The organism is Cupriavidus sp. 01L43, from assembly GCF_056399925.1.
This window is the reverse complement of sequence record NZ_JBFTSH010000002.1, coordinates 100,824-118,247: the sequence shown is the minus strand read 5'-3', so window position 1 is coordinate 118,247 and position 17,424 is coordinate 100,824. Positions and strand designations below refer to the sequence as shown.

General features: G+C 70.8%; 16 protein-coding genes. 8 read left to right on the top strand and 8 right to left on the bottom strand.

Annotated features, from left to right (window positions below; all coding sequences use genetic code 11):
* Positions 1–2: 2 nt before the first annotated feature.
* Positions 3–803: an IclR family transcriptional regulator gene (locus AC1DP9_RS03650; RefSeq protein WP_477106644.1), complete on the bottom strand. Its 801-nt coding sequence runs from the start codon at positions 801–803 to the stop codon at positions 3–5.
* The gene (locus AC1DP9_RS03645) at positions 803–1,588 is read right to left on the bottom strand and encodes an IclR family transcriptional regulator (RefSeq protein ID WP_477106643.1); all 786 of its coding nucleotides are present in this window, start codon (positions 1,586–1,588) and stop codon (positions 803–805) included. Before AC1DP9_RS03645 ends, AC1DP9_RS03650 begins: the two co-directional genes overlap by 1 nt.
* Before the next feature lie 154 nt (positions 1,589–1,742).
* On the opposite strand from AC1DP9_RS03645, the gene AC1DP9_RS03640 reads away from it, so the two are divergent.
* The 3 genes from AC1DP9_RS03640 (at position 1,743) to AC1DP9_RS03630 (ending at position 4,962) form a co-directional block, all read left to right on the top strand.
* Positions 1,743–2,903: an acyl-CoA dehydrogenase family protein gene (locus AC1DP9_RS03640; protein ID WP_092293239.1), complete on the top strand. Its 1,161-nt coding sequence runs from the start codon at positions 1,743–1,745 to the stop codon at positions 2,901–2,903.
* Positions 2,904–2,989: 86 nt separating this feature from the next.
* Positions 2,990–3,925 carry a Bug family tripartite tricarboxylate transporter substrate binding protein gene (locus AC1DP9_RS03635; RefSeq protein ID WP_255370766.1) on the top strand — a complete coding sequence of 312 codons (936 nt, stop codon included), beginning with the start codon at positions 2,990–2,992 and terminating at the stop codon, positions 3,923–3,925.
* A gap of 41 nt (positions 3,926–3,966) precedes the next feature.
* Positions 3,967–4,962, top strand: a complete 996-nt coding sequence (locus tag AC1DP9_RS03630; protein WP_477106642.1) for an oxidoreductase — start codon at positions 3,967–3,969, stop codon at positions 4,960–4,962.
* Between the two features lie 139 nt (positions 4,963–5,101).
* Here AC1DP9_RS03630 and AC1DP9_RS03625 read toward each other — a convergent pair whose 3' ends face one another.
* From AC1DP9_RS03625 to AC1DP9_RS03600, 6 genes are read right to left on the bottom strand one after another with little or no spacing between them, the layout of a single operon-like run.
* The gene (locus AC1DP9_RS03625) at positions 5,102–7,072 is read right to left on the bottom strand and encodes a hybrid sensor histidine kinase/response regulator (protein ID WP_477106641.1); all 1,971 of its coding nucleotides are present in this window, start codon (positions 7,070–7,072) and stop codon (positions 5,102–5,104) included.
* Entirely contained in the window at positions 7,065–7,982 is a 918-nt protein-coding gene (locus tag AC1DP9_RS03620; RefSeq protein WP_454757040.1) for a sensor histidine kinase, read from the bottom strand. The genes AC1DP9_RS03625 and AC1DP9_RS03620 overlap by 8 nt, the downstream gene beginning before the upstream one ends.
* A 40-nt stretch (positions 7,983–8,022) precedes the next feature.
* On the bottom strand, positions 8,023–9,069 hold the full coding sequence (locus AC1DP9_RS03615; RefSeq protein ID WP_477106640.1) for an ATP-binding protein: 1,047 nt from the start codon (positions 9,067–9,069) through the stop codon (positions 8,023–8,025).
* Positions 9,044–9,469: an anti-sigma regulatory factor gene (locus tag AC1DP9_RS03610; RefSeq protein ID WP_477106639.1), complete on the bottom strand. Its 426-nt coding sequence runs from the start codon at positions 9,467–9,469 to the stop codon at positions 9,044–9,046. Before AC1DP9_RS03610 ends, AC1DP9_RS03615 begins: the two co-directional genes overlap by 26 nt.
* A 1-nt stretch (position 9,470) precedes the next feature.
* A complete protein-coding gene (locus AC1DP9_RS03605; protein WP_092293251.1) occupies positions 9,471–9,833 on the bottom strand; it encodes an STAS domain-containing protein in 363 nt (120 codons plus the stop codon).
* 13 nt (positions 9,834–9,846) lie between these two features.
* Positions 9,847–10,695, bottom strand: a complete 849-nt coding sequence (locus AC1DP9_RS03600; RefSeq protein ID WP_092293253.1) for an STAS domain-containing protein — start codon at positions 10,693–10,695, stop codon at positions 9,847–9,849.
* 276 nt (positions 10,696–10,971) lie between these two features.
* Between AC1DP9_RS03600 and AC1DP9_RS03595 the strand changes: the two genes are divergently transcribed.
* Genes AC1DP9_RS03595 through pdeM form a run of 5 tightly spaced genes read left to right on the top strand, consistent with a single transcriptional unit; the run spans position 10,972 to position 17,424 of the window.
* Positions 10,972–11,229, top strand: coding sequence for a hypothetical protein (locus AC1DP9_RS03595; protein WP_092293255.1), 258 nt, complete (start codon positions 10,972–10,974; stop codon positions 11,227–11,229).
* A 36-nt stretch (positions 11,230–11,265) separates the two neighbouring features.
* A complete protein-coding gene (locus tag AC1DP9_RS03590; protein ID WP_092293257.1) occupies positions 11,266–12,342 on the top strand; it encodes a ligase-associated DNA damage response exonuclease in 1,077 nt (358 codons plus the stop codon).
* The gene (locus AC1DP9_RS03585; protein WP_477106638.1) at positions 12,339–14,039 is read left to right on the top strand and encodes an ATP-dependent DNA ligase; all 1,701 of its coding nucleotides are present in this window, start codon (positions 12,339–12,341) and stop codon (positions 14,037–14,039) included. The genes AC1DP9_RS03590 and AC1DP9_RS03585 overlap by 4 nt, the downstream gene beginning before the upstream one ends.
* The gene (locus AC1DP9_RS03580; RefSeq protein ID WP_477106637.1) at positions 14,036–16,735 is read left to right on the top strand and encodes a ligase-associated DNA damage response DEXH box helicase; all 2,700 of its coding nucleotides are present in this window, start codon (positions 14,036–14,038) and stop codon (positions 16,733–16,735) included. Before AC1DP9_RS03585 ends, AC1DP9_RS03580 begins: the two co-directional genes overlap by 4 nt.
* The gene (gene pdeM, locus AC1DP9_RS03575; protein WP_477106636.1) at positions 16,732–17,424 is read left to right on the top strand and encodes a ligase-associated DNA damage response endonuclease PdeM; all 693 of its coding nucleotides are present in this window, start codon (positions 16,732–16,734) and stop codon (positions 17,422–17,424) included. Before AC1DP9_RS03580 ends, pdeM begins: the two co-directional genes overlap by 4 nt.

The window sequence follows — 17,424 nt, the reverse complement described above, 5'->3', positions numbered from 1 at the left end:
CGTCAGCGCAGCCCCAGCCGCGTCTCGAGCTGATGGGCCAGCGCCACGAGGCGCGGGCCAACCACCTTCTCGGCGGCATGGAAGGCCCCAGTTCGGGCCAAAACCCCGCAATTCAGCACGAACCAGCGTGAATCCACGCGCGCGCAGAGTGGCACCGCGAAGCCGAAGACATCCCGCCGCCATTCGTCCCGGCTGGTGCAGTAGCCGTGCCGTGCCAGATCCTTGCGCGCCTGGGCCAGCGCCGGCGCGGCGCGGTGGAACGCCTCCGGGTCTTCCAGCCGCAGGCGGTTCAGCACGGGCGCGCTGGCCTCGGACGGCGCCCGGCACAGCCACGCCTTGCCGATGGCGGTGGCCAGCATCGGCATGGCGGCGCCCACATCGGGGGTGACCGCGAGGTCATGGGTGGCGAGCGCGGTCTCCACGTAGATCATCTGGGTCCGGTCCCGCACGCCCAGTGAGACCGCGCCGACCACTTCGTCGGCCATCGCCTGCATCAGCGGGCGGGCGAGCTGGCGGATCGGCATGCCGCACAGCAGCGGGTAGGCCGGCGCCAGGACCGCCGCGCCCAGGCGGTACTTGCCCAGCGCCACGTCATGGCGGAGGTAGCCGAGCACGGCCAGCGTGTGGGTCAGCCGGGCGACGGTGGACTTCGACAAGCCCGTGCGCATCACGAAATCCCGGTTACCCAGCAGGGACTCGCCGGGGCGGTAGGCCAGCAGGATGTCGATGCCGCGCGCCAGCGTGGTGGCGAACTGGCGGTCGCGCTCGGGCGAGGCGGGGGCTTGGGGAGGCGGAAGCGCCATCAGCCGGCTCCCGCCAGCAGCAGCTCCACCTCGTGCACCATCTCCATCAGGCCCGGCCCCATACGGTCCTCCAGCATGCCCGGCGTCAGGCGCCTCGCCAGCACGCCGCAGTTGAAGATCAGGATTTCCCCGTCGATCAGCGTGCGCATGGGCACGGCCACGGCGTGCACATCGTGCTGCCAGGTGCCGGGCGTGCGCGTGAAGCCAAGCCGCGCCAGATGTTCGATGGCCTCCGGCAGGGCATGGGCATGGTCGCGCCAGTCGTCCGGCGCCTGCTCGCGCAGCCCGGCGATGACGGGCGCGCGCATCGCTTCGGGGGCCTGGGCGAGCCAGGCGCGCCCCATCGCCGTGGTCAGCATCGGCAGTGAGGCCCCGATCTCCGGGCGGAACGCGATGGCGTCGTGGCCCCGGATGGTTTCCACGTAGACCATATGCAGGCGGTCGCGCATGCCGAGCGAGACCGTGCCGCCCATGCGGTCGCTGAGGCGTTTCATCAGCGGGCGGGCCAGTTGGCGCACGCCCAGCGAGGCCAGCAGCGGATAGCCGAGCGAGAGCGCCGTGGAGCCCAGCCGGTAGCGGCGCAAGTGGCTGTCGTAGAGCAGCAGGCCCCGGGCGGCCAGCGTGTACGTCAGCCGGCTGATGGTGGCCTTCGACAAGCCGGTCCGGTCCGCCAGTTCCTTGTTGCTCAGCACCGTCTCGCCCGCGCGAAAGCACTGGAGCAGCCCCAGGCCATGGGCCAGCGTGGTGGCGAACGCGGGATCGGGGTGATGGGGGCGAGAGGGCATGGGGTTAACCCTTGGTTTGCGGTCTTGGCCGCGCTGTCCCATAAGGGTAGACGATGTTCAAGATAGCGAAACATCGATAGTGCGAACGATGCGCCCCCCGTAGGCTCGATTCGATGCATCGCCTTTGCTGGTGCCGATTAGAGCGAGACACTGAATGATCAGAGACCCGGAAGTCTTCGATCCCTTCCTGCAAGCGTTGCAACGCTTCGTGCGTGAACGTCTGGTGCCGCGAGAGGCCGAGGTGGCGGAGCGCGACGAAGTGCCCGGCGACATCGTGGACGCCATGGCCGCGCAAGGCATGTTCGGCTATTCGATTCCAGAGGAATACGGCGGCGCGGGCATGACCACCGAGGAACTGGTGCTGGCGGCGATGGTGCTGTCGCAGTGCTCGGTGGCGTTCCGGGCCCGCGTGGGCACCAACACGGGCATCGGCTCGGAGGCGCTGGTGGCCGACGGCACGCCCGCCCAGAAGCGCCGCTACTTGCCGCTACTGGCCAGCGGCGAGGTGACCGGCGCCTTCGCGCTGACCGAGCCTGAAGCCGGCTCGGACGCCACCGCGCTGCAAACCTCGGCCCGGCGCGACGGCGACCACTACGTGCTGAACGGCACCAAGTGCTTCATCACCAATGCGCCCCTCGCCGGCCTGTTCACGGTGATGGCCCGCACGGACCCGGACACCGCCGGCGCGGCCGGCATCTCGGCCTTCATCATCCCGCGCGACACCCCGGGGCTCACCACCGGCGCGCCGTACCGCAAGATGGGGCAGGCCGGCTCGCCGGTCTCCGAGGTGTATTTCCACGATTGCCGCGTGCCGGCAGAGAGCGTGATCGGCGGCGAGCCGGGGCAGGGCTTCCGCACGGCGATGAAGGTGCTGAACAAGCAGCGCATCCACCTGGCGGCGCTGTGCACCGGGCCGGCCATCCGCATGCTGGACGACGCCGTGCGCTTCGTCACCCACCGCAAGCAGTTCGGCCAGCCGCTGGCGGACTTCCAGCTCGTGCAGGGCCTGATTGCCGATTGCCAGACCGACATCCATGCGGCCCGCGCGCTGATCCTGGAGACCGCGCGCCAGCGTGACGCGGGCGCGGACGTGACCATGGAGGCGTCGATCTGCAAGTACTTCGCCTCCGAGATGTGCGGCCGCGTGGCGGACCGCTGCGTGCAGATGTTCGGCGGCTACGGCTATATCGCCGACTACGGCATCGAGCGTTTCTACCGGGACGTGCGCCTGTTCCGGCTGTACGAGGGTACCAGCCAGATCCATCAGTTGAATATCGCCCGGCGCACCATCGCGCAGGCGACGGCGCAGCGCTGAACGTGTAATGTCACATCCGGATAAAACCACCGGAGATGACAAAAATGTTCAAAGCATCTGTAGTCGTCGCAAGTCTTGCATGGGCGATGTTGGGCGTGGTGGGGGTGGCGCAGGCGCAGGGCGCGTACCCCAATAGGGTGATACGGCTCGTGGTGCCGTTCGCGCCGGGCGGCACGGCGGACATCGTCGCGCGCCTGCTGGCCGATCCGCTGCGCGAGGAGCTGGGCCAGACCGTGGTGGTCGAGAACAAGCCCGGGGCGGGCGGCAATATCGGCGGCGAGATCGTCGCCCGTGCCGCGCCGGACGGCTACACGCTGTTGCTGGCCAGCGCCGGGCCGACGGTGATCAACCCGAGCCTGTATCCGAAGATGACCTTCGACCCCGCGCGCGACCTCGCGCCGGTGACGATGATCTCGCGCGACTTCAACCTGATGGTGGTGAATGCCGGGCTGCCGGTGACCACGGTCAGCGAGTTCATCGCCTACGCCCGCACGCACAACGGGCAGGTCACCTTCGGCTCGCCCGGCAACGGCACGCCGGCCCAGTTGGCGGGCGAGCTGCTGAACCAGATGGCCGGCCTGCGCATGCAGCACGTGCCATACAAGGGCACCGGCCCGGCCGTGGCGGACCTGGTGGCGGGGCACATCACGGTGCTGATCGACAACATGCCGCCGCTGTGGCCGCACGTGCAGTCCGGCAAGCTGCGCGCGCTGGCGGTGGCCAGCGACAAGCGTGTGCCGATTGCCCCGGACGTGCCGACGGCGGAGGAGGCCGGGCTGAAGGGATTCACGGTCACGGCCTGGAAGGGCCTGATGGCGCCGGCCGGCACGCCGCGCGCGGTCATCGACCGGCTCAACCAGGCCACGCTGAAGATCCTGGCGCGGCCGGAGATGCGCAAGCGGTTGATCGACCAGGGCGCCGAGCCGGTCGGCAACACGCCTGAGCAGTTCGCCCAGCAGATCCGCGCGGACACCGCGTGGTGGGCGGCGCTGGTGAAGTCCACCGGCACGTCGCTGGATTGATTGGCAATGGTTTGATTAGCAATCGATAGATAGGAAAGGCTATGTCCCGATTTCTGGCTTACCGGCTTCACGCGCCCACGGCAGGGTCCAGCACCCCCACCGCCGGCTTTGTCGAACTGAACGTCGACGACCTGTCGCCCGGCGAGGTGCTGGTGCGCGTGGCGTGGTCGAGCCTGAACTACAAGGACGCGCTGGCCGCCGCCGGCATCAACGCCATCGTGCGGCAGTACCCGCGCATCGGCGGCATCGACCTGACCGGCACCGTGGCGGCCTCGTCCGACGCGCGCTTCCGTGAAGGCGACCCGGTGGTAGTGCATGGCTTCGGTATCGGCGTGGACCATGACGGCGGCCACGCGCAGTACGCGCGCGTGAAGGCGGACTGGGCGATGCCGCTGCCGGCCGGGCTCTCGCTGCGCGAGGCCGCCACGCTCGGCGCGGCCGGCTACACGGCCGGGCTGTGCCTGCACTGGATGGAGCACAACGGGCTGGCGCCGGCGCGCGGCAAGGTGGTGGTGAGCGGGGCGACGGGCGGCGTGGGCAGCATCGCCATCGACATGCTGGCGGGGCGCGGCTACGCCGTGACGGCGCTGACCGGCAAGGCTGCCGAACTCGACTACCTGCGCACGCTGGGCGCGGCGGAGATCCTGCCGGCCGAGGTGGCCAAGGGGACGGGCAAGCCGCTGGACCCGGCGCAGTGGGCCGGCGCCGTCGATGCCGTGGGCGGGGAGGTGCTGGCGTGGATGCTGCGCACGCTCCAGCCAGACGGCGTGGCCACGGCCTTCGGCAACGCGGCGGGCGCCCAGTTCGACGCCACCGTGCTGCCATTCATCCTGCGCGGCGTGAAGCTGATCGGCATCAACGCCAACAGCCCGATGGCGCTGCGCCGCGAAGTCTGGGCGAAGATCGCCGATACCTACCGCCCGCGCCACCTCGATCTGGTCGCCAACGAGATCGCCTTCCAGGACATCCCCGACGCCATGGCCCGCATGCTGGCGCGGCAGTCACGCGGGCGTTATGTGGTGCGGATGGGCGACTGACTTCGTAGCGGCGCTGCCCCTCTCCCCCGGCCCCTCTCCCGCAAGCGGGAGAGGGGAGAAAACCAGTGGTGTGCTCCCCTCTCCCTCTGGGAGAGGGGCTGGGGGAGAGGGCAGGCGCCTGCCGGAGCCGAAGCCGTCCCTACTGCATCAACCCCAGCACGTTTTCGATCGCCGACATCAGTTCCTGCAGCCGCAGCGGCTTGCCGCACACCGCGTCGAAGCCAGATTCGATGGCCGCGCGGCGGTCCTGCTGGCGGGTGAAGGCGGTCAGGGCGATGGCTGGCGTGCGCGCCCGCGAGGCCACCGCCTCGCGGATGCGCACTTCGCGGATCAGGTCGTTGCCATCGCGGCCGGGCAGGCCGATGTCGCTGATGATGAGGTCCGGCGTGGCGGCCTCGATTTCATCCAGCGCGGTCTCGCAGTCGCGCGCGGTGCGCACCCGCGCGCCGTCGTTCGACAGGATGGCCGACAGCGCCGCCGCCGCATCGTCATCGTCCTCAACCAGCAGCACGTCCAGCGCGTTCAGCGGCACGCCCGGCTGGATCGCCGCCACCTCGGCGCGCTCGGCGCCCGGTTCGGGCGAGCCCGGCTCCACCAGCGGAATCGAGACCTCGAACATCGCGCCTTTGCCCTCGCCATCGCTGGCGGCATGCACCGTGCCGCCGTGCATCTCGGCCAGATGCTTGACGATGGCCAGCCCGAGCCCCAGGCCGCCGTGCTGGCGCCGGTTGGCGTCGTCGCTCTGCGTGAAGCGGTCGAACAGCAGCGGCAGGAAGTCCGGGGAGATGCCGCGCCCCTGATCGATCACGCGCACGCGCAGCGTCTCGGCGTCTGAGCTGGCCTCCACGCGCACCGCGCCGCCCTCGGGCGAGAACTTGATGGCGTTGGAGAGCAGGTTCCACAGGATCTGCTGGAAGCGCGCCGGGTCCAGCCAGGCGCGGGGGACCAGCGTGGCCGGCAGGATCACGTCCAGCGCCACGCGCCGCTCGGCGGCCTGCGCCTGCATGCTGTCCAGCGCGCCGCCGATCACATCGGCGGGGTTGGTCAACTCGCGCTCCAGCTTCATCTTGCCGACGTTGAGCATCGACACATCGACCAGATCCGCCACCAGCCGGCGCTGGATCGCGATATTGCGCTCCACCGCCGCCAGACCGCGCCGGCCTTCCTCGGACGCCACGTGGCGGCTCAGTACATGGGTCCAGACCGAGATCACGTTCAGCGGGTTGCGCAGTTCGTGCGAGAGGATGGCGATGAAATCGTCCTTCATCCGGTTCAGCCGCTCCACGGCGGCGCGCGCGGCCTGCTCGCGCTCGATCAGCTGCTCGCGCTGGCGCTCCAGCAGCACGCGGTCGGTGATGTTGGACACCACGGCCACCTTCACGCCGTTCTCCAGCACGGCCGAGATGCTCCATTCCAGGTGCATGGTCTCGCCCTGCGCGTCGCGCAGCGGAAACGCGCCCTGCCAGCCGTCCTGCAGGTGCTGGCCGGTGGCCTCGGCCACGCGCGCCACCCAGTCAGGCGGGGCGAAGGCGGCCACATGCTGGCCGATCAGCGCCTCCGCCGGGCGCTGCAACAGGCCCAGCATGGCCGGGTTCAGGTCGACGAAGCGCCCGTCCAGATCCAGCGTGCAGATACCGCCGATGGCCTGGTGGTAGATCGCCCGGAAGCGCGCCTCGCTCTCGCGCAGCGAGCGCTCGGCGGCGCTGGCGCGCAGCAGCGAGGAGATCGTGGCCACCAGCACGGCCGGCTCGGCCGGGTGGACCAGGTAGGCGCTGGCGCCAGCGTCCAGGCCGCGCACCTTGTCGTAGTCGGCCACGTAGGTGGCGGAGAGGTGTACCACCGGCACGGTGGCGGTCTCGGCGCGCTCGCGCAGGCGGCGGCAGACCTGAAAACCGTCGATGTCCGGCAGGTTGACGTCGAGCACCACGGCGGAGACGCTGGTGTCGGCGCGTTGCAGCGCCTCCTGGCCGCTCTCGGCCTCGATGGTGCGGAAGCCGGCCGCGCTCAGCACGCGCACCGTGGCGTAGCGCGTGACCGGGTTGTCATCGACCACCAGCACCAGCGGCGGGGTGTCGCCCCTGCCGATGGCCGCTACGATGTGATCAGCCATGATGGTCTCCGGCAGGCGCGTCCGTTGGCACGGGCAGCGCCACCGGCACGGTCACGTAGAAGCGCGAGCCCACGCCGACTTCGCTCTCGAAGCCCACATGCCCGCCGAGCAGCTCCGCCAGTCGCTTGCTCAGCGCCAGCCCGAGGCCGGAGCCCCGGTAGCGCCGCTGCAGCGGGGAGTCGATCTGCACGAAGTCCTGGAACACCTCGCCGTGAGACTCCGCCGGGATGCCGATGCCGGTATCGCGCACGGAGAACGTGATGGTGTCGTCGCCGTCGCACACGGCCGAGACGCGGATCTCGCCGCTCGGCGTGAATTTCAGCGCGTTGGAGACGTAGTTGCGCAGGATCTGCGAGAGCTTGCGGTCGTCGCTGAACAGCTTGGGCACGTCGTGCGGGGCCTCGAAGATCAGCGACACCTCCGGGTTGGTCAGCACGGGCTTGAACATGCCGCGCAGGGCATCGAACAGCGCCACCATGTCGAACCAGGCCGGCGACACATCCACGCGGCCCGCCTCCAGCCGCGCCAGGTCGAGCAGGTCGTTGACCATCTCGGCGAACTCGGCGGCAGTGTCGCGCACGAACACCACCTGCTTTTCCTGCTCGGGGGTGAGCGGGCCGTCCACGCGGTCGATCAGCAGCCGGGTAATGCTCTGGATGGCGACGATCGGCGTGCGGAACTCGTGGCTCATATAGGCCAGGAAGCGGCTCTTCAGCTCGGTGGCCTGGCGCAACTGGTCGGCCTGGATGTCCAGTTCCGAGTACAGCGCCAGCACGCCGCGATTGGTCTCATCAAGCTCGGCGCGCAGCGCCTCCACTTCCTGGGTGCGCGCCGCCAGCGCGGCCTGGAGTGCGGCGGGGTCGGTGTCGGGGGAGGCGGTCGGGTGGGTCGGGTGGGTGGGGTGGGTCATAGCGGCCAGTCTCACGGTGTCTTGCGGGGGCCCGGGGGCATCACCGCTGCGCGCGGCGAACCACCACGACGGTGGCATCGTCGCGGCCCCGGCAGAATTTCCAGAACACGAACGCGGCCACCAGCGACGGATCGCGCTGCAGCACGGCCGGGTCGTCCAGCCGCCAGCGCGACTGGATGCCATCCGAATGCACGATCAGCACGGCGTGCGGCGGCCACTCCACCTCCTGCTCCTGCACGGCCCGCATTTGCAGGCCGGCGGTGCCATTCTGGACCAGCAGCGTGCGGTCGTCGATGCCGGATATCACGCGCGCCATGACGTTGCCGGCGCCGGCATAGCGGATGCATTGGGCGCCGGCGTCCACGCGTGCGGCCGTCACGGCGGCGCCGCGCGTGGTGCGCAGCGCGCCGTGCGCCAGTTCCAGGTAGCGGCCGGGATGGCTGCCCCGGGCCCGGGCGAACACGGACAGCGCCACGGCGGCGGCTTCGGCGGCGTCGGGGCCGTGCCCCAGGCCGTCCGCCACCACCACGTCGGCGCGGTGGTCGTGCACGGCCACGCTCCAGCCGTCGCCGCTGACCGTCTCGCCCGGCGCGGCCACGCAGACCGCGCCCACATCGAAGCCGTCGCTGGTGCGGCGCGCCGTGCCGCCAGCATCGCGCTCGCGGTAGAAGCGCGCCAGGATCAGCGTGCCCTGGCCGGGCCGTGTGTAGATGTCGAAGTCGTCGGCCAGCCGGCTGACCGCGCCGAGGCCCTGGCCGGCGCTGCCGCCGGTGGAATAGCCGTCCCGCAGGCAGGCCTGGAGGTCCGCCATGCCGGGGCCATCATCGATCGAAATCAGCTCGATGGCGATGCCGTCGCCCAGTTGGCACGCTGCCACCAGCAGCCGGCCGCCCCGGGCGTGGTTGACGAGGTTGTTGCCCAGTTCGTTGACGGCTACGGCCAGCCGGCCGGACTGGATGGCATCGAAGCCGTGCCGCCCGGCCAGTTCGGCGGCGGCGCGGCGGGCCTCGCCCACGCGGCTGCGGTCGCCCATCGGCACGGCGATGTGCGGGCCCAGGTTGTTACTTCCACCGAGTGATGCTGACACAGGTTCCCTCGCCAACTTTGGTTCTGATGGCGAACTCGTTCACCAGCCGTTTGCTGCCCGACAGGCCCATGCCCAGCCCGCTGCCCGTGGTCCAGCCGTCGACCAGCGCCTGTTCCACGTCCGGAATGCCGGGGCCCTTGTCCTCGAAATGCAGCCGCAGGCCCTTGCGGATGCCCTCGGCCAGCATCTCCCAGCGCATTTCGCCGCCGCCGCCGTACACCACGGTGTTGCGGGCGAGTTCGCTGGCCGCCGTAATCATCTTAGTCTGCTCCGCCAGCGAGAACTTCAGTTGGATTGTCAGCGTGCGCACCATCGCGCGCGCATGGACGATATCGCGCTCGTCCTTGAGCGGGGCGCTGCCCGTATCGGCCAGCTCGGTGGCCACGGCAGGGGTGGCCATCTCAGGCCACCCGCGCGGCGGCGTCGAGCATCTGCATGCCGCGCTCCACGCTCAGGGCCGTCTTCACGCCGCCCAGCGAGAGCCCCAGCTCCACCAGCGTGATGGCCACGGCCGGGCGGATGCCCACCACCACCGTGGTCGCGCCGAGGATGCGGCTGATGTCCGAGATGCTCACCAGCATGCGGCCGATGAACGAGTCCACCATCTCCAGCGCCGAGACGTCGATCAGCACGCCGTGCGCGCCGGTCTGGTCGATGGTGGAGGCAATGTCTTCCTGCAACATCAATGCGGTCTGGTCCTGCATGTCGATCTGGATCGTGACCAGCAGGTTCTTGCCCATCCGCAGGATTGGAATCCGTTCCATGGCGCCTCCGGGTTCAGGCGGCGCGGGTGACGGTGTGGCCGGTCATGCGCATGGCCGTGGCCAGCGCGTCCGCCAGCGTGGACTTGGTGATGATGCCCTGCAGGTCGATGCCAAGATGGACGATGGTCTGCGCAATCTGCGGCCGGATGCCGCTGATGATGCTTTCCGCGCCCATCAGGCGGATGGCCGTGACGGTCTTCATCAGGTGCTGCGCCACGAGGGTGTCCACGGTGGGCACGCCGGTGATGTCGATGATGGCCAGCTCGGAGCCGGTGTTCACCAGGCGCTCCAGCAGCGTTTCCATGACGATCTGCGCGCGGCTGCTGTCCAGCGTGCCGATCACGGGCACCGCCAGCACGCCGTCCCAGAGCTTGATCACGGGCGTGGACAGCTCCAGCAGTTCGTGCTGCTGGCGCATGATGATGTCCTCGCGCGTCTTCTGGTAGGTGGAGACGGTCCACTGCGCCATGCGGTCCACGATGGACGAGGCGGCCCAGACCACCTCGATCTGGCCCTCCACCTCGCCGCGATGGCGCTGCAGGCCATCGAACAGCGGGCGCTTGAGCGCCAGCACGAAGCCGCTGGTCACGTCGGCCGTCTCGCCCTGCGCCGCGCGGGCGGCGGACAGGTGCGACAGCGTGTCCCGCAGGGTGGTCCAGGCACGGCTGTCGAAGTTGCTCGCGTCGGCATCCGCCGACAGGCCGGTGTCAAGCGCCTTGAGAATGGCGCGCTGCTCGGTCTCGAGGTTCTGGCTCAGGCCGCGGCCGCCCGTGTAGGTGTGATATTCGGCGGTCCAGCCGCGCAGGATGGTGTCCGGGTCCTCGCGCAGGAGGTCCGCTAGTCGCTGGTTTTCTGGGCGCATGAAGGTGTGAAAGATGGGAGGGATCGGGCAAGGGGGCGTCCGCGGCTGACCACGCCGCACGGCAGGACGTTGAGTCGATTCTAGGAGAGATTCATAGTCGACACTATCGGCGCCCGGCTGATTGACGCCGTATGGGAAATCGGCATTCTGCTCTCTAAGTGATGCATTGGTAACTTTGTGAGAATGCGCCGACAGCCGAACGGGACACCCCACGCTGGCCGGCGCCGCCCCGGGCCGACTACGCTGGATAAGGATCGTCAGGTCGGGAGGATTTCCGTGGATTGGCTCGATGCGCTGCAATGGCCCGCGATGGCGGTGACGGTGGCCGCCACCTGGCTGGTCGGCAGCCGCGCGGCGGGCCGCCGCAAGGTGGGCTTCTGGGTCTTCCTGGCCAGCAACGCGATGTGGGTGGGCTGGGGTTTCCATACCGGGGCGTGGGCGCTGGTGGTGCTCCAGTTCGCGCTGGCCGCGCTGAACGTGCGGGGCATGGCGGAGGCCCGCAAGGCGCGGCGCGCGGGGCCGTCCGCTACCTGACGCCCCGCCTATATATATAGAGGGGGATGGATCCCGATGGCCGACCTGATCGTCGCGCGGCCGGAAGGGCTGTACTGCCCGCCCGGCGACTTCTATATCGACCCGTGGCGCCCCGTGGCGCGCGCCGTCATCACCCACGCCCATTCGGACCACGCGCGCTTCGGCCACGGCAGCTACCTCTGCGCCGCCCCCGGGCGCGGCGTGCTGCTGGCGCGGCTGCCGGGCATCGCGCTGGAGACGCTGCCCTACGGCGAAGCCATCACGCATCACGGGGTGCGGCTGAGCCTCCATCCGGCCGGACACGTGCTGGGCTCCGCCCAGGTGCGGCTGGAACATGGCGGGCAGGTCTGGGTGGCCTCCGGCGACTACAAGGTCGAGGCCGACGGCACCTGCGACCCGTTCGAGCCGGTGCGCTGCGACACCTTCATCACAGAAAGCACCTTCGGCCTGCCGATCTACCGCTGGCCGACGCAGGCCGCGCTGATGGCCGAGATCTTCGGCTGGTGGCAGGCCAACGCGGCGGCGGGGCGGGCGAGCGTGCTGTACTGCTACGCCTTCGGCAAGGCGCAGCGCATCCTGCACGGGCTGATGCGCCATGCGGGCGCGGACGTGGCCCTGCCGGGGCCCATCGTCGTGCATGGGGCGATGACCACGCTGAACCAGGCCTATGCGGATGCCGGCGTGGCCCTGCCACCCACCCTGACCACGGCGGACCTGCCGGCGCGCAGCCCGGCCCTGCGCCGCGCGCTGGTGGTGGCGCCGCCGTCCGCGCAGCGCTCCACATGGCTGCGCCGCTTTGGCGAGGCCGCCGATGCCTTCGCCAGCGGCTGGATGCAGTTGCGCGGCACGCGGCGCCGGCGCGGCGTCGATCGCGGCTTCGCGCTGTCCGACCATGCGGACTGGCCCGGGCTCCTTTCGGCGATCACCGCCACGGGCGCGCCGCGCGTCATCGTCACGCATGGCAACGTGCCGGTGATGGTGCGCTACCTGTGCGAGCAGGGCTGGCAGGCGCAGGCGTTCCAGACCGAGTATGGGGACGACGCCGGGGACGATGACGAGCCGTCGCAGGAGACCGTGGAAACCCCGGTCGAAACCCCGGAGGCAGCGCCATGAAAGCCTTCGCCGACCTCTACGCGGCGCTGGACGGCACCACGTCCAGCAACGCCAAGCTGGCGGCGCTGGTCGATTACCTGCGCGCCGCGCCGCCCGAGGACGCCGCCTGGGCGGTCTACTTCCTGTCCGGCGGCAAGCCGCGCCAGCTCGTGCCGGTGGCGATGCTGCGCGAACTGGCCCGGCAGGCCACCGCGCTGCCCGAGTGGCTGTTCGAGGAAAGCTATCAGGCCGTGGGCGACCTGGCCGAGACCATCGCGCTGTTGCTGCCGGCCACGCCCCACATCGACACGGCCGGGCTGGCCGAATGGGTCGAGCAGCGCCTGCTGCCGCTGCGCGGCCAGCCGCCGGAGGTGCTGCGCGAGCGGCTCGATGCGCTCTGGCGCCCGCTCGACGCGCGCGGGCGGCTGGTCCTGTTCAAGCTGATCACGGGCGCGTTCCGCGTGGGCGTGTCGCGGCTGCTGGTCACCCGCGCGCTGGGCGAGGTGGCTGGGCTGGACGCCAAGCGCGTGGCCGAGCGCATGGTCGGCTACACCGACATCTCGCGCCGCCCCGATGCCGCGCACTACCTCGCGCTGATCGCCCCGGACGATGCCGGGACGGCGGCGGGCGAGGGCGCCCTCGCCACCTTGCAGCGCGGCGGCCAGCCCTATCCGTTCTTCCTCGCCCATCCCTTGCAGGCCCCCGTGGAGGACTTCGACACCGTGCTCGGCGCCCCGGCCCGCTGGCAGGTGGAATGGAAGTGGGATGGCATCCGCGCCCAGCTGGTGCGCCGGGCCGGCGCCACATGGCTGTGGTCGCGCGGCGAGGAACTGATCACCGAGCGCTTTCCCGAGCTGGCCGAAGCCGCCGCCACGCTGCCGGACGGCACCGTGCTCGACGGCGAGATCGTGATCTGGCAGGACCGCCGCGTGCAGCCGTTCGCCTTGCTCCAGCAGCGCATCGGCCGCAAGACGCTCGGCGCCAAGCTGCTGCGCGAGGCGCCGGCCATCCTGATGGCCTACGACCTGCTCGAATGGCAGGGCGAGGACTGGCGCGCCCGCCCGCAGGCCGAACGCCGCGCGCGGCTGGAGCAGGTGATTGCCGATCACGTCCACCCGGCGCTGGAGCTGAGCCCGCTGGTCGATGCCGACAACTGGGCGCGCTACGCCACGCTGCGGGAGACCTCGCGCGAACTGGGCGTGGAAGGCTTCATGCTCAAGGCCGCCGACGCCGCCTACGGCGCGGGGCGGACCAAGGACGTGGGCGTCTGGTGGAAGTGGAAGATCGATCCCTACACCGTGGATGCGGTGCTGATCTATGCCCAGCGCGGCCACGGCCGGCGCGCCAGCCTCTATACCGACTTCACCTTCGCAGTCTGGAACGCCCCGCCGGGCACGCCGGAGCGCGCGCTGGTGCCGTTCGCCAAGGCGTACTCGGGGCTGACCGATGCCGAGATGCGCGCGGTGGACGCCATCGTGCGCAAGACCACCGTGGAGTCCTTCGGCCCGGTGCGCAGCGTCACGCCGACACTGGTCTTCGAACTCGGCTTCGAGGGGATTTCCCGCAGTGGGCGGCACAAGAGCGGCATCGCCGTACGGTTTCCGCGCATGCTGCGCTGGCGCACGGACAAGCCGATCGAGGAGGCCGACACGCTGGCCACGCTGGAGGCGATGCTGCCGGGCGCCGCGCGCTCGGTGCCGGCCGAGGATGCCGCATGAGCGAGGCCGCACCGTTCGTCCGCGCCCCGCCAGTGGTAGACACGCTGCCGGCGCTGTTCGCGGCCCGCCACTGGCAGCCGTTCGATTTCCAGCGCGACGTGTGGGACGCCATCGCCCACGGCCAAAGCGGGCTGCTCCACGCCACCACCGGCACCGGCAAGACCTACGCCGCGTGGCTCGGCGCGCTGCTGGCCTTCGCCGAACCGCCCAGCCGCGCCGGCGCCACGCCGCCGCCGCTCACCGTGCTGTGGCTGACGCCGATGCGCGCGCTGGCCGCCGACACCACGCGCGCCTTGCAAGCCCCGCTGGCCGAACTCGGCCTCGACTGGACCGTGGGGCTGCGCACCGGCGACACCGGCAGCAGCGAACGCGCCGCGCAGGCGCGCCGCCTGCCCACGGCGCTGGTGACCACGCCGGAGAGCCTCTCCCTGCTGCTGACCCGCGCCGACGCACGCGAGGCGCTGGGCCGCGTGCGTCTGGTCGTGGTCGATGAATGGCATGAGTTGATCGGCTCCAAGCGCGGCGTGCAGGTGCAACTGGCGCTGGCGCGGCTGCGGCAATGGCAGCCCGGGCTGATGGTCTGGGGACTGTCGGCCACGCTCGGCAACCTCGACCATGCCAGCGACGTGCTGCTGGCCGGCCTGCCGGACGATCGCCGGGTGCTGGTGCACGGCCACACGCCGAAGACGCTGGTCATCGACACGCTGCTGCCGGACGCCGCCGGGCGCTTTCCGTGGGCGGGGCATCTCGGCCTGTCGATGCTGCCGCACGTGGTGCGCGAACTGGAATCCACCAGCACCGCGCTGGTCTTCCTCAACACGCGCTCGCAGGCCGAACTCTGGTATCAGGCCTTGCTCGATGCACGCCCCGAGTGGGCAGGCCAGATCGCGCTGCATCACGGCTCGCTGGACCGCGCCGTGCGGGACTGGGTGGAGGTGCATCTCAAGAACGGCGCGCTGCGCGCCGTGGTGTGCACGTCGAGCCTGGATCTGGGCGTCGACTTCCTGCCCGTGGAGCGCGTGCTCCAGATCGGCTCGCCCAAAGGCGTGGCGCGGCTGTTGCAGCGCGCCGGACGGTCTGGCCATGCGCCGGGGCGGGCGTCGCGCGTGACCGTGGTGCCCACGCACAGCCTGGAACTGGTGGAAGCCGTGGCGGCGCGCAACGCGGTGCGCGCTGGCCGTATCGAGGCGCGCGAGTCCCCGGACAAGCCGCTCGACGTGCTGGTCCAGCATCTGGTGACGGTGGCGCTCGGTGGCGGCTTCCGCGCCGATGACCTGCTGGCCGAGGTGCGCACCACCTGGGCCTATCGCGCGCTGAGCGACGAAGAATGGCAGTGGTGCCTCGACTTCGTGCGGCAGGGCGGGAGCACGCTGTCCGCCTATCCCGACTATCGCCGCGCGATGCCCGACGAGGCCGGCGTCTGGCGCGTGCCCGATGCCCGGCTGGCGCGCCGGCACCGCATGAGCGTGGGCACCATCGTCAGCGATGCCACGATGCAGGTGCGATTCTGGACGCGCGCGGGCAGTGGCGGGGCCTCGCTGGGCACGGTGGAGGAGGGCTTTATCGCGCGGCTGGCGCCCGGCGACTGCTTCCTGTTCGGCGGCCGGCTGCTGGAACTGGTGCGCGTGCAGGAGATGACCGCTTACGTGCGCCGCGCGGCCGGCAAGCGGCCCTCGGTGCCGCGCTGGAACGGCGGCAAGATGCCGCTTTCCACCGAACTGGCCGAGGCCGTGGTCGATACGCTCGAAGCCGCCCAGCTTGGCCACCTCGACCCGGCCAGCACGCCTGAACTGCCGCTGATCCAGCCGCTGGTGGAGCTGCAGGCGCGCTGGTCGGCGCTGCCCACGCGCGCCACGCTGCTGGCCGAGACCCTCCATTCGCCCGAAGGCTGGCATCTGTTTCTCTACCCGTTCGCGGGCCGCTCGGTGCATCTGGGGCTTGGCAGCCTGCTGGCGTGGCGGCTCGGGCAGCAGGTGCCGGCGACGTTCTCCGTGGCCGTGAACGACTACGGGCTCGAACTGCTGGCCTCGGCGCCGCTCGACTGGGCGCACTGGCTGCCGCTGGTGCTGGCCGAGGAACGCCAACGCGACCTGGCCGCCGACGTGCTCGGCAGCCTGAACGCGGGGGAGCTGTCGCTGCGGCGCTTCCGCGAGATCGCCCGCGTGGCCGGGCTGATCTTCCAGGGCTACCCCGGCGCCCACAAGAGCGCGCGCCAGTTGCAGGCGTCATCGAGCCTGTTCTACGAGGTCTTCCGCAAGCACGACCCGGCCAACCTGCTGCTCGGGCAGGCCGAGCGGGAGGTGCTGATGCAGGAGTTGGACGCTCACCGCCTGGCCGACACGCTGGCCCGGCTGGGCGCGCTGCGGCTGGACCTGCACGCGCTGAAGCGCCCCTCGCCGCTGGCCTTTCCGCTGGTGGTGGAGTTCCTGCGCGAAAAGCTGAGCACCGAGAAGCTGGCGGACCGCATCGCCCGGATGCTGGCCGAGCTGGAGGCGGCGGCAGGGCCGGTGGGCGATGCGAAGGAAAGCCAAGCGGATGCCGATGCTGATGCCGCGCAGGTGGCCGAGGTGGCGCGCTTCGGCATGGCAGATCACGTCAAGTCACGTGGACGCAGTGGTGGAAGAAGTGGGGCCAGCGGTCGCGCACGTCGCTCGGGGCGCCCGCGCAAGCCATCGAAACCGCTTCCGCTGCTATGAGCCAGCCAGACGCCGCCACGCTGCATGCCTTCGGCGCCCACGCCGTGGAGGTGGCCGGGGAGACGCTGTGGCTGCTGCCCGAGCACGCCATCTGGTGGCCCGGCGCGGCAATGCTGCTGGTGGCGGACGTCCATATCGGCAAGGCCGCCGCGTTCCGGGCGCTGGGGCAGCCGGTGCCGCCCGGCACCACGGCGGAGAACCTCGCCCGGCTGCACGCGCTGGCCGTGCGCTATCCGGCGCGGGAGCTGGTGTTTCTCGGCGATTTCCTGCACGCCCGCGCCGCGCGCACGGCGGCGGTCATCGTCGCGCTGCACGACTGGCGCCGGGCGATGCCGGCCCGCGTGCGCTGTACGCTGGTGCGCGGCAACCACGACACCCACGCCGGCGACCCGCCGCCGGAACTCGGCATGACCGTGGTCACGGAACCGCTGCGGGCCGGCCCGTTCGCGCTGTGCCATATGCCGGGCGCTTCCCCGGACGGCTATGTGCTCGCGGGCCACCTCCATCCGGCCGTGGTGCTGCGCGGCAGCGGGGCCGACGCGCTGCGGTTGCCGTGCTTCGTGCTGGGGGAGGCGGGCGGTATCCTGCCGGCCTTCGGCGCCTTCACTGGCCATGCCACGATCCGGCGCGCGCCGGGGCAGCGGGTCTATGTGGTGGGGGATGGGCGGGTGTGGCCGGTGCCTGGGTAG

Coding starts and splice junctions, on each gene's coding strand:
- AC1DP9_RS03630 (WP_477106642.1), top strand. CDS start 3,967: ATGTCCCGATTTCTGGCTTACCGGCTTCACGCGCCCACGGCAGGGTCC.
- AC1DP9_RS03645 (WP_477106643.1), bottom strand. CDS start 1,588: ATGCCCTCTCGCCCCCATCACCCCGATCCCGCGTTCGCCACCACGCTG.
- AC1DP9_RS03585 (WP_477106638.1), top strand. CDS start 12,339: ATGAAAGCCTTCGCCGACCTCTACGCGGCGCTGGACGGCACCACGTCC.
- AC1DP9_RS03620 (WP_454757040.1), bottom strand. CDS start 7,982: ATGACCCACCCCACCCACCCGACCCACCCGACCGCCTCCCCCGACACC.
- AC1DP9_RS03600 (WP_092293253.1), bottom strand. CDS start 10,695: ATGCGCCCAGAAAACCAGCGACTAGCGGACCTCCTGCGCGAGGACCCG.
- pdeM (WP_477106636.1), top strand. CDS start 16,732: ATGAGCCAGCCAGACGCCGCCACGCTGCATGCCTTCGGCGCCCACGCC.
- AC1DP9_RS03635 (WP_255370766.1), top strand. CDS start 2,990: ATGTTGGGCGTGGTGGGGGTGGCGCAGGCGCAGGGCGCGTACCCCAAT.
- AC1DP9_RS03605 (WP_092293251.1), bottom strand. CDS start 9,833: ATGGAACGGATTCCAATCCTGCGGATGGGCAAGAACCTGCTGGTCACG.
- AC1DP9_RS03580 (WP_477106637.1), top strand. CDS start 14,036: ATGAGCGAGGCCGCACCGTTCGTCCGCGCCCCGCCAGTGGTAGACACG.
- AC1DP9_RS03650 (WP_477106644.1), bottom strand. CDS start 803: ATGGCGCTTCCGCCTCCCCAAGCCCCCGCCTCGCCCGAGCGCGACCGC.
- AC1DP9_RS03610 (WP_477106639.1), bottom strand. CDS start 9,469: ATGGCCACCCCTGCCGTGGCCACCGAGCTGGCCGATACGGGCAGCGCC.
- AC1DP9_RS03625 (WP_477106641.1), bottom strand. CDS start 7,072: ATGGCTGATCACATCGTAGCGGCCATCGGCAGGGGCGACACCCCGCCG.
- AC1DP9_RS03640 (WP_092293239.1), top strand. CDS start 1,743: ATGATCAGAGACCCGGAAGTCTTCGATCCCTTCCTGCAAGCGTTGCAA.
- AC1DP9_RS03590 (WP_092293257.1), top strand. CDS start 11,266: ATGGCCGACCTGATCGTCGCGCGGCCGGAAGGGCTGTACTGCCCGCCC.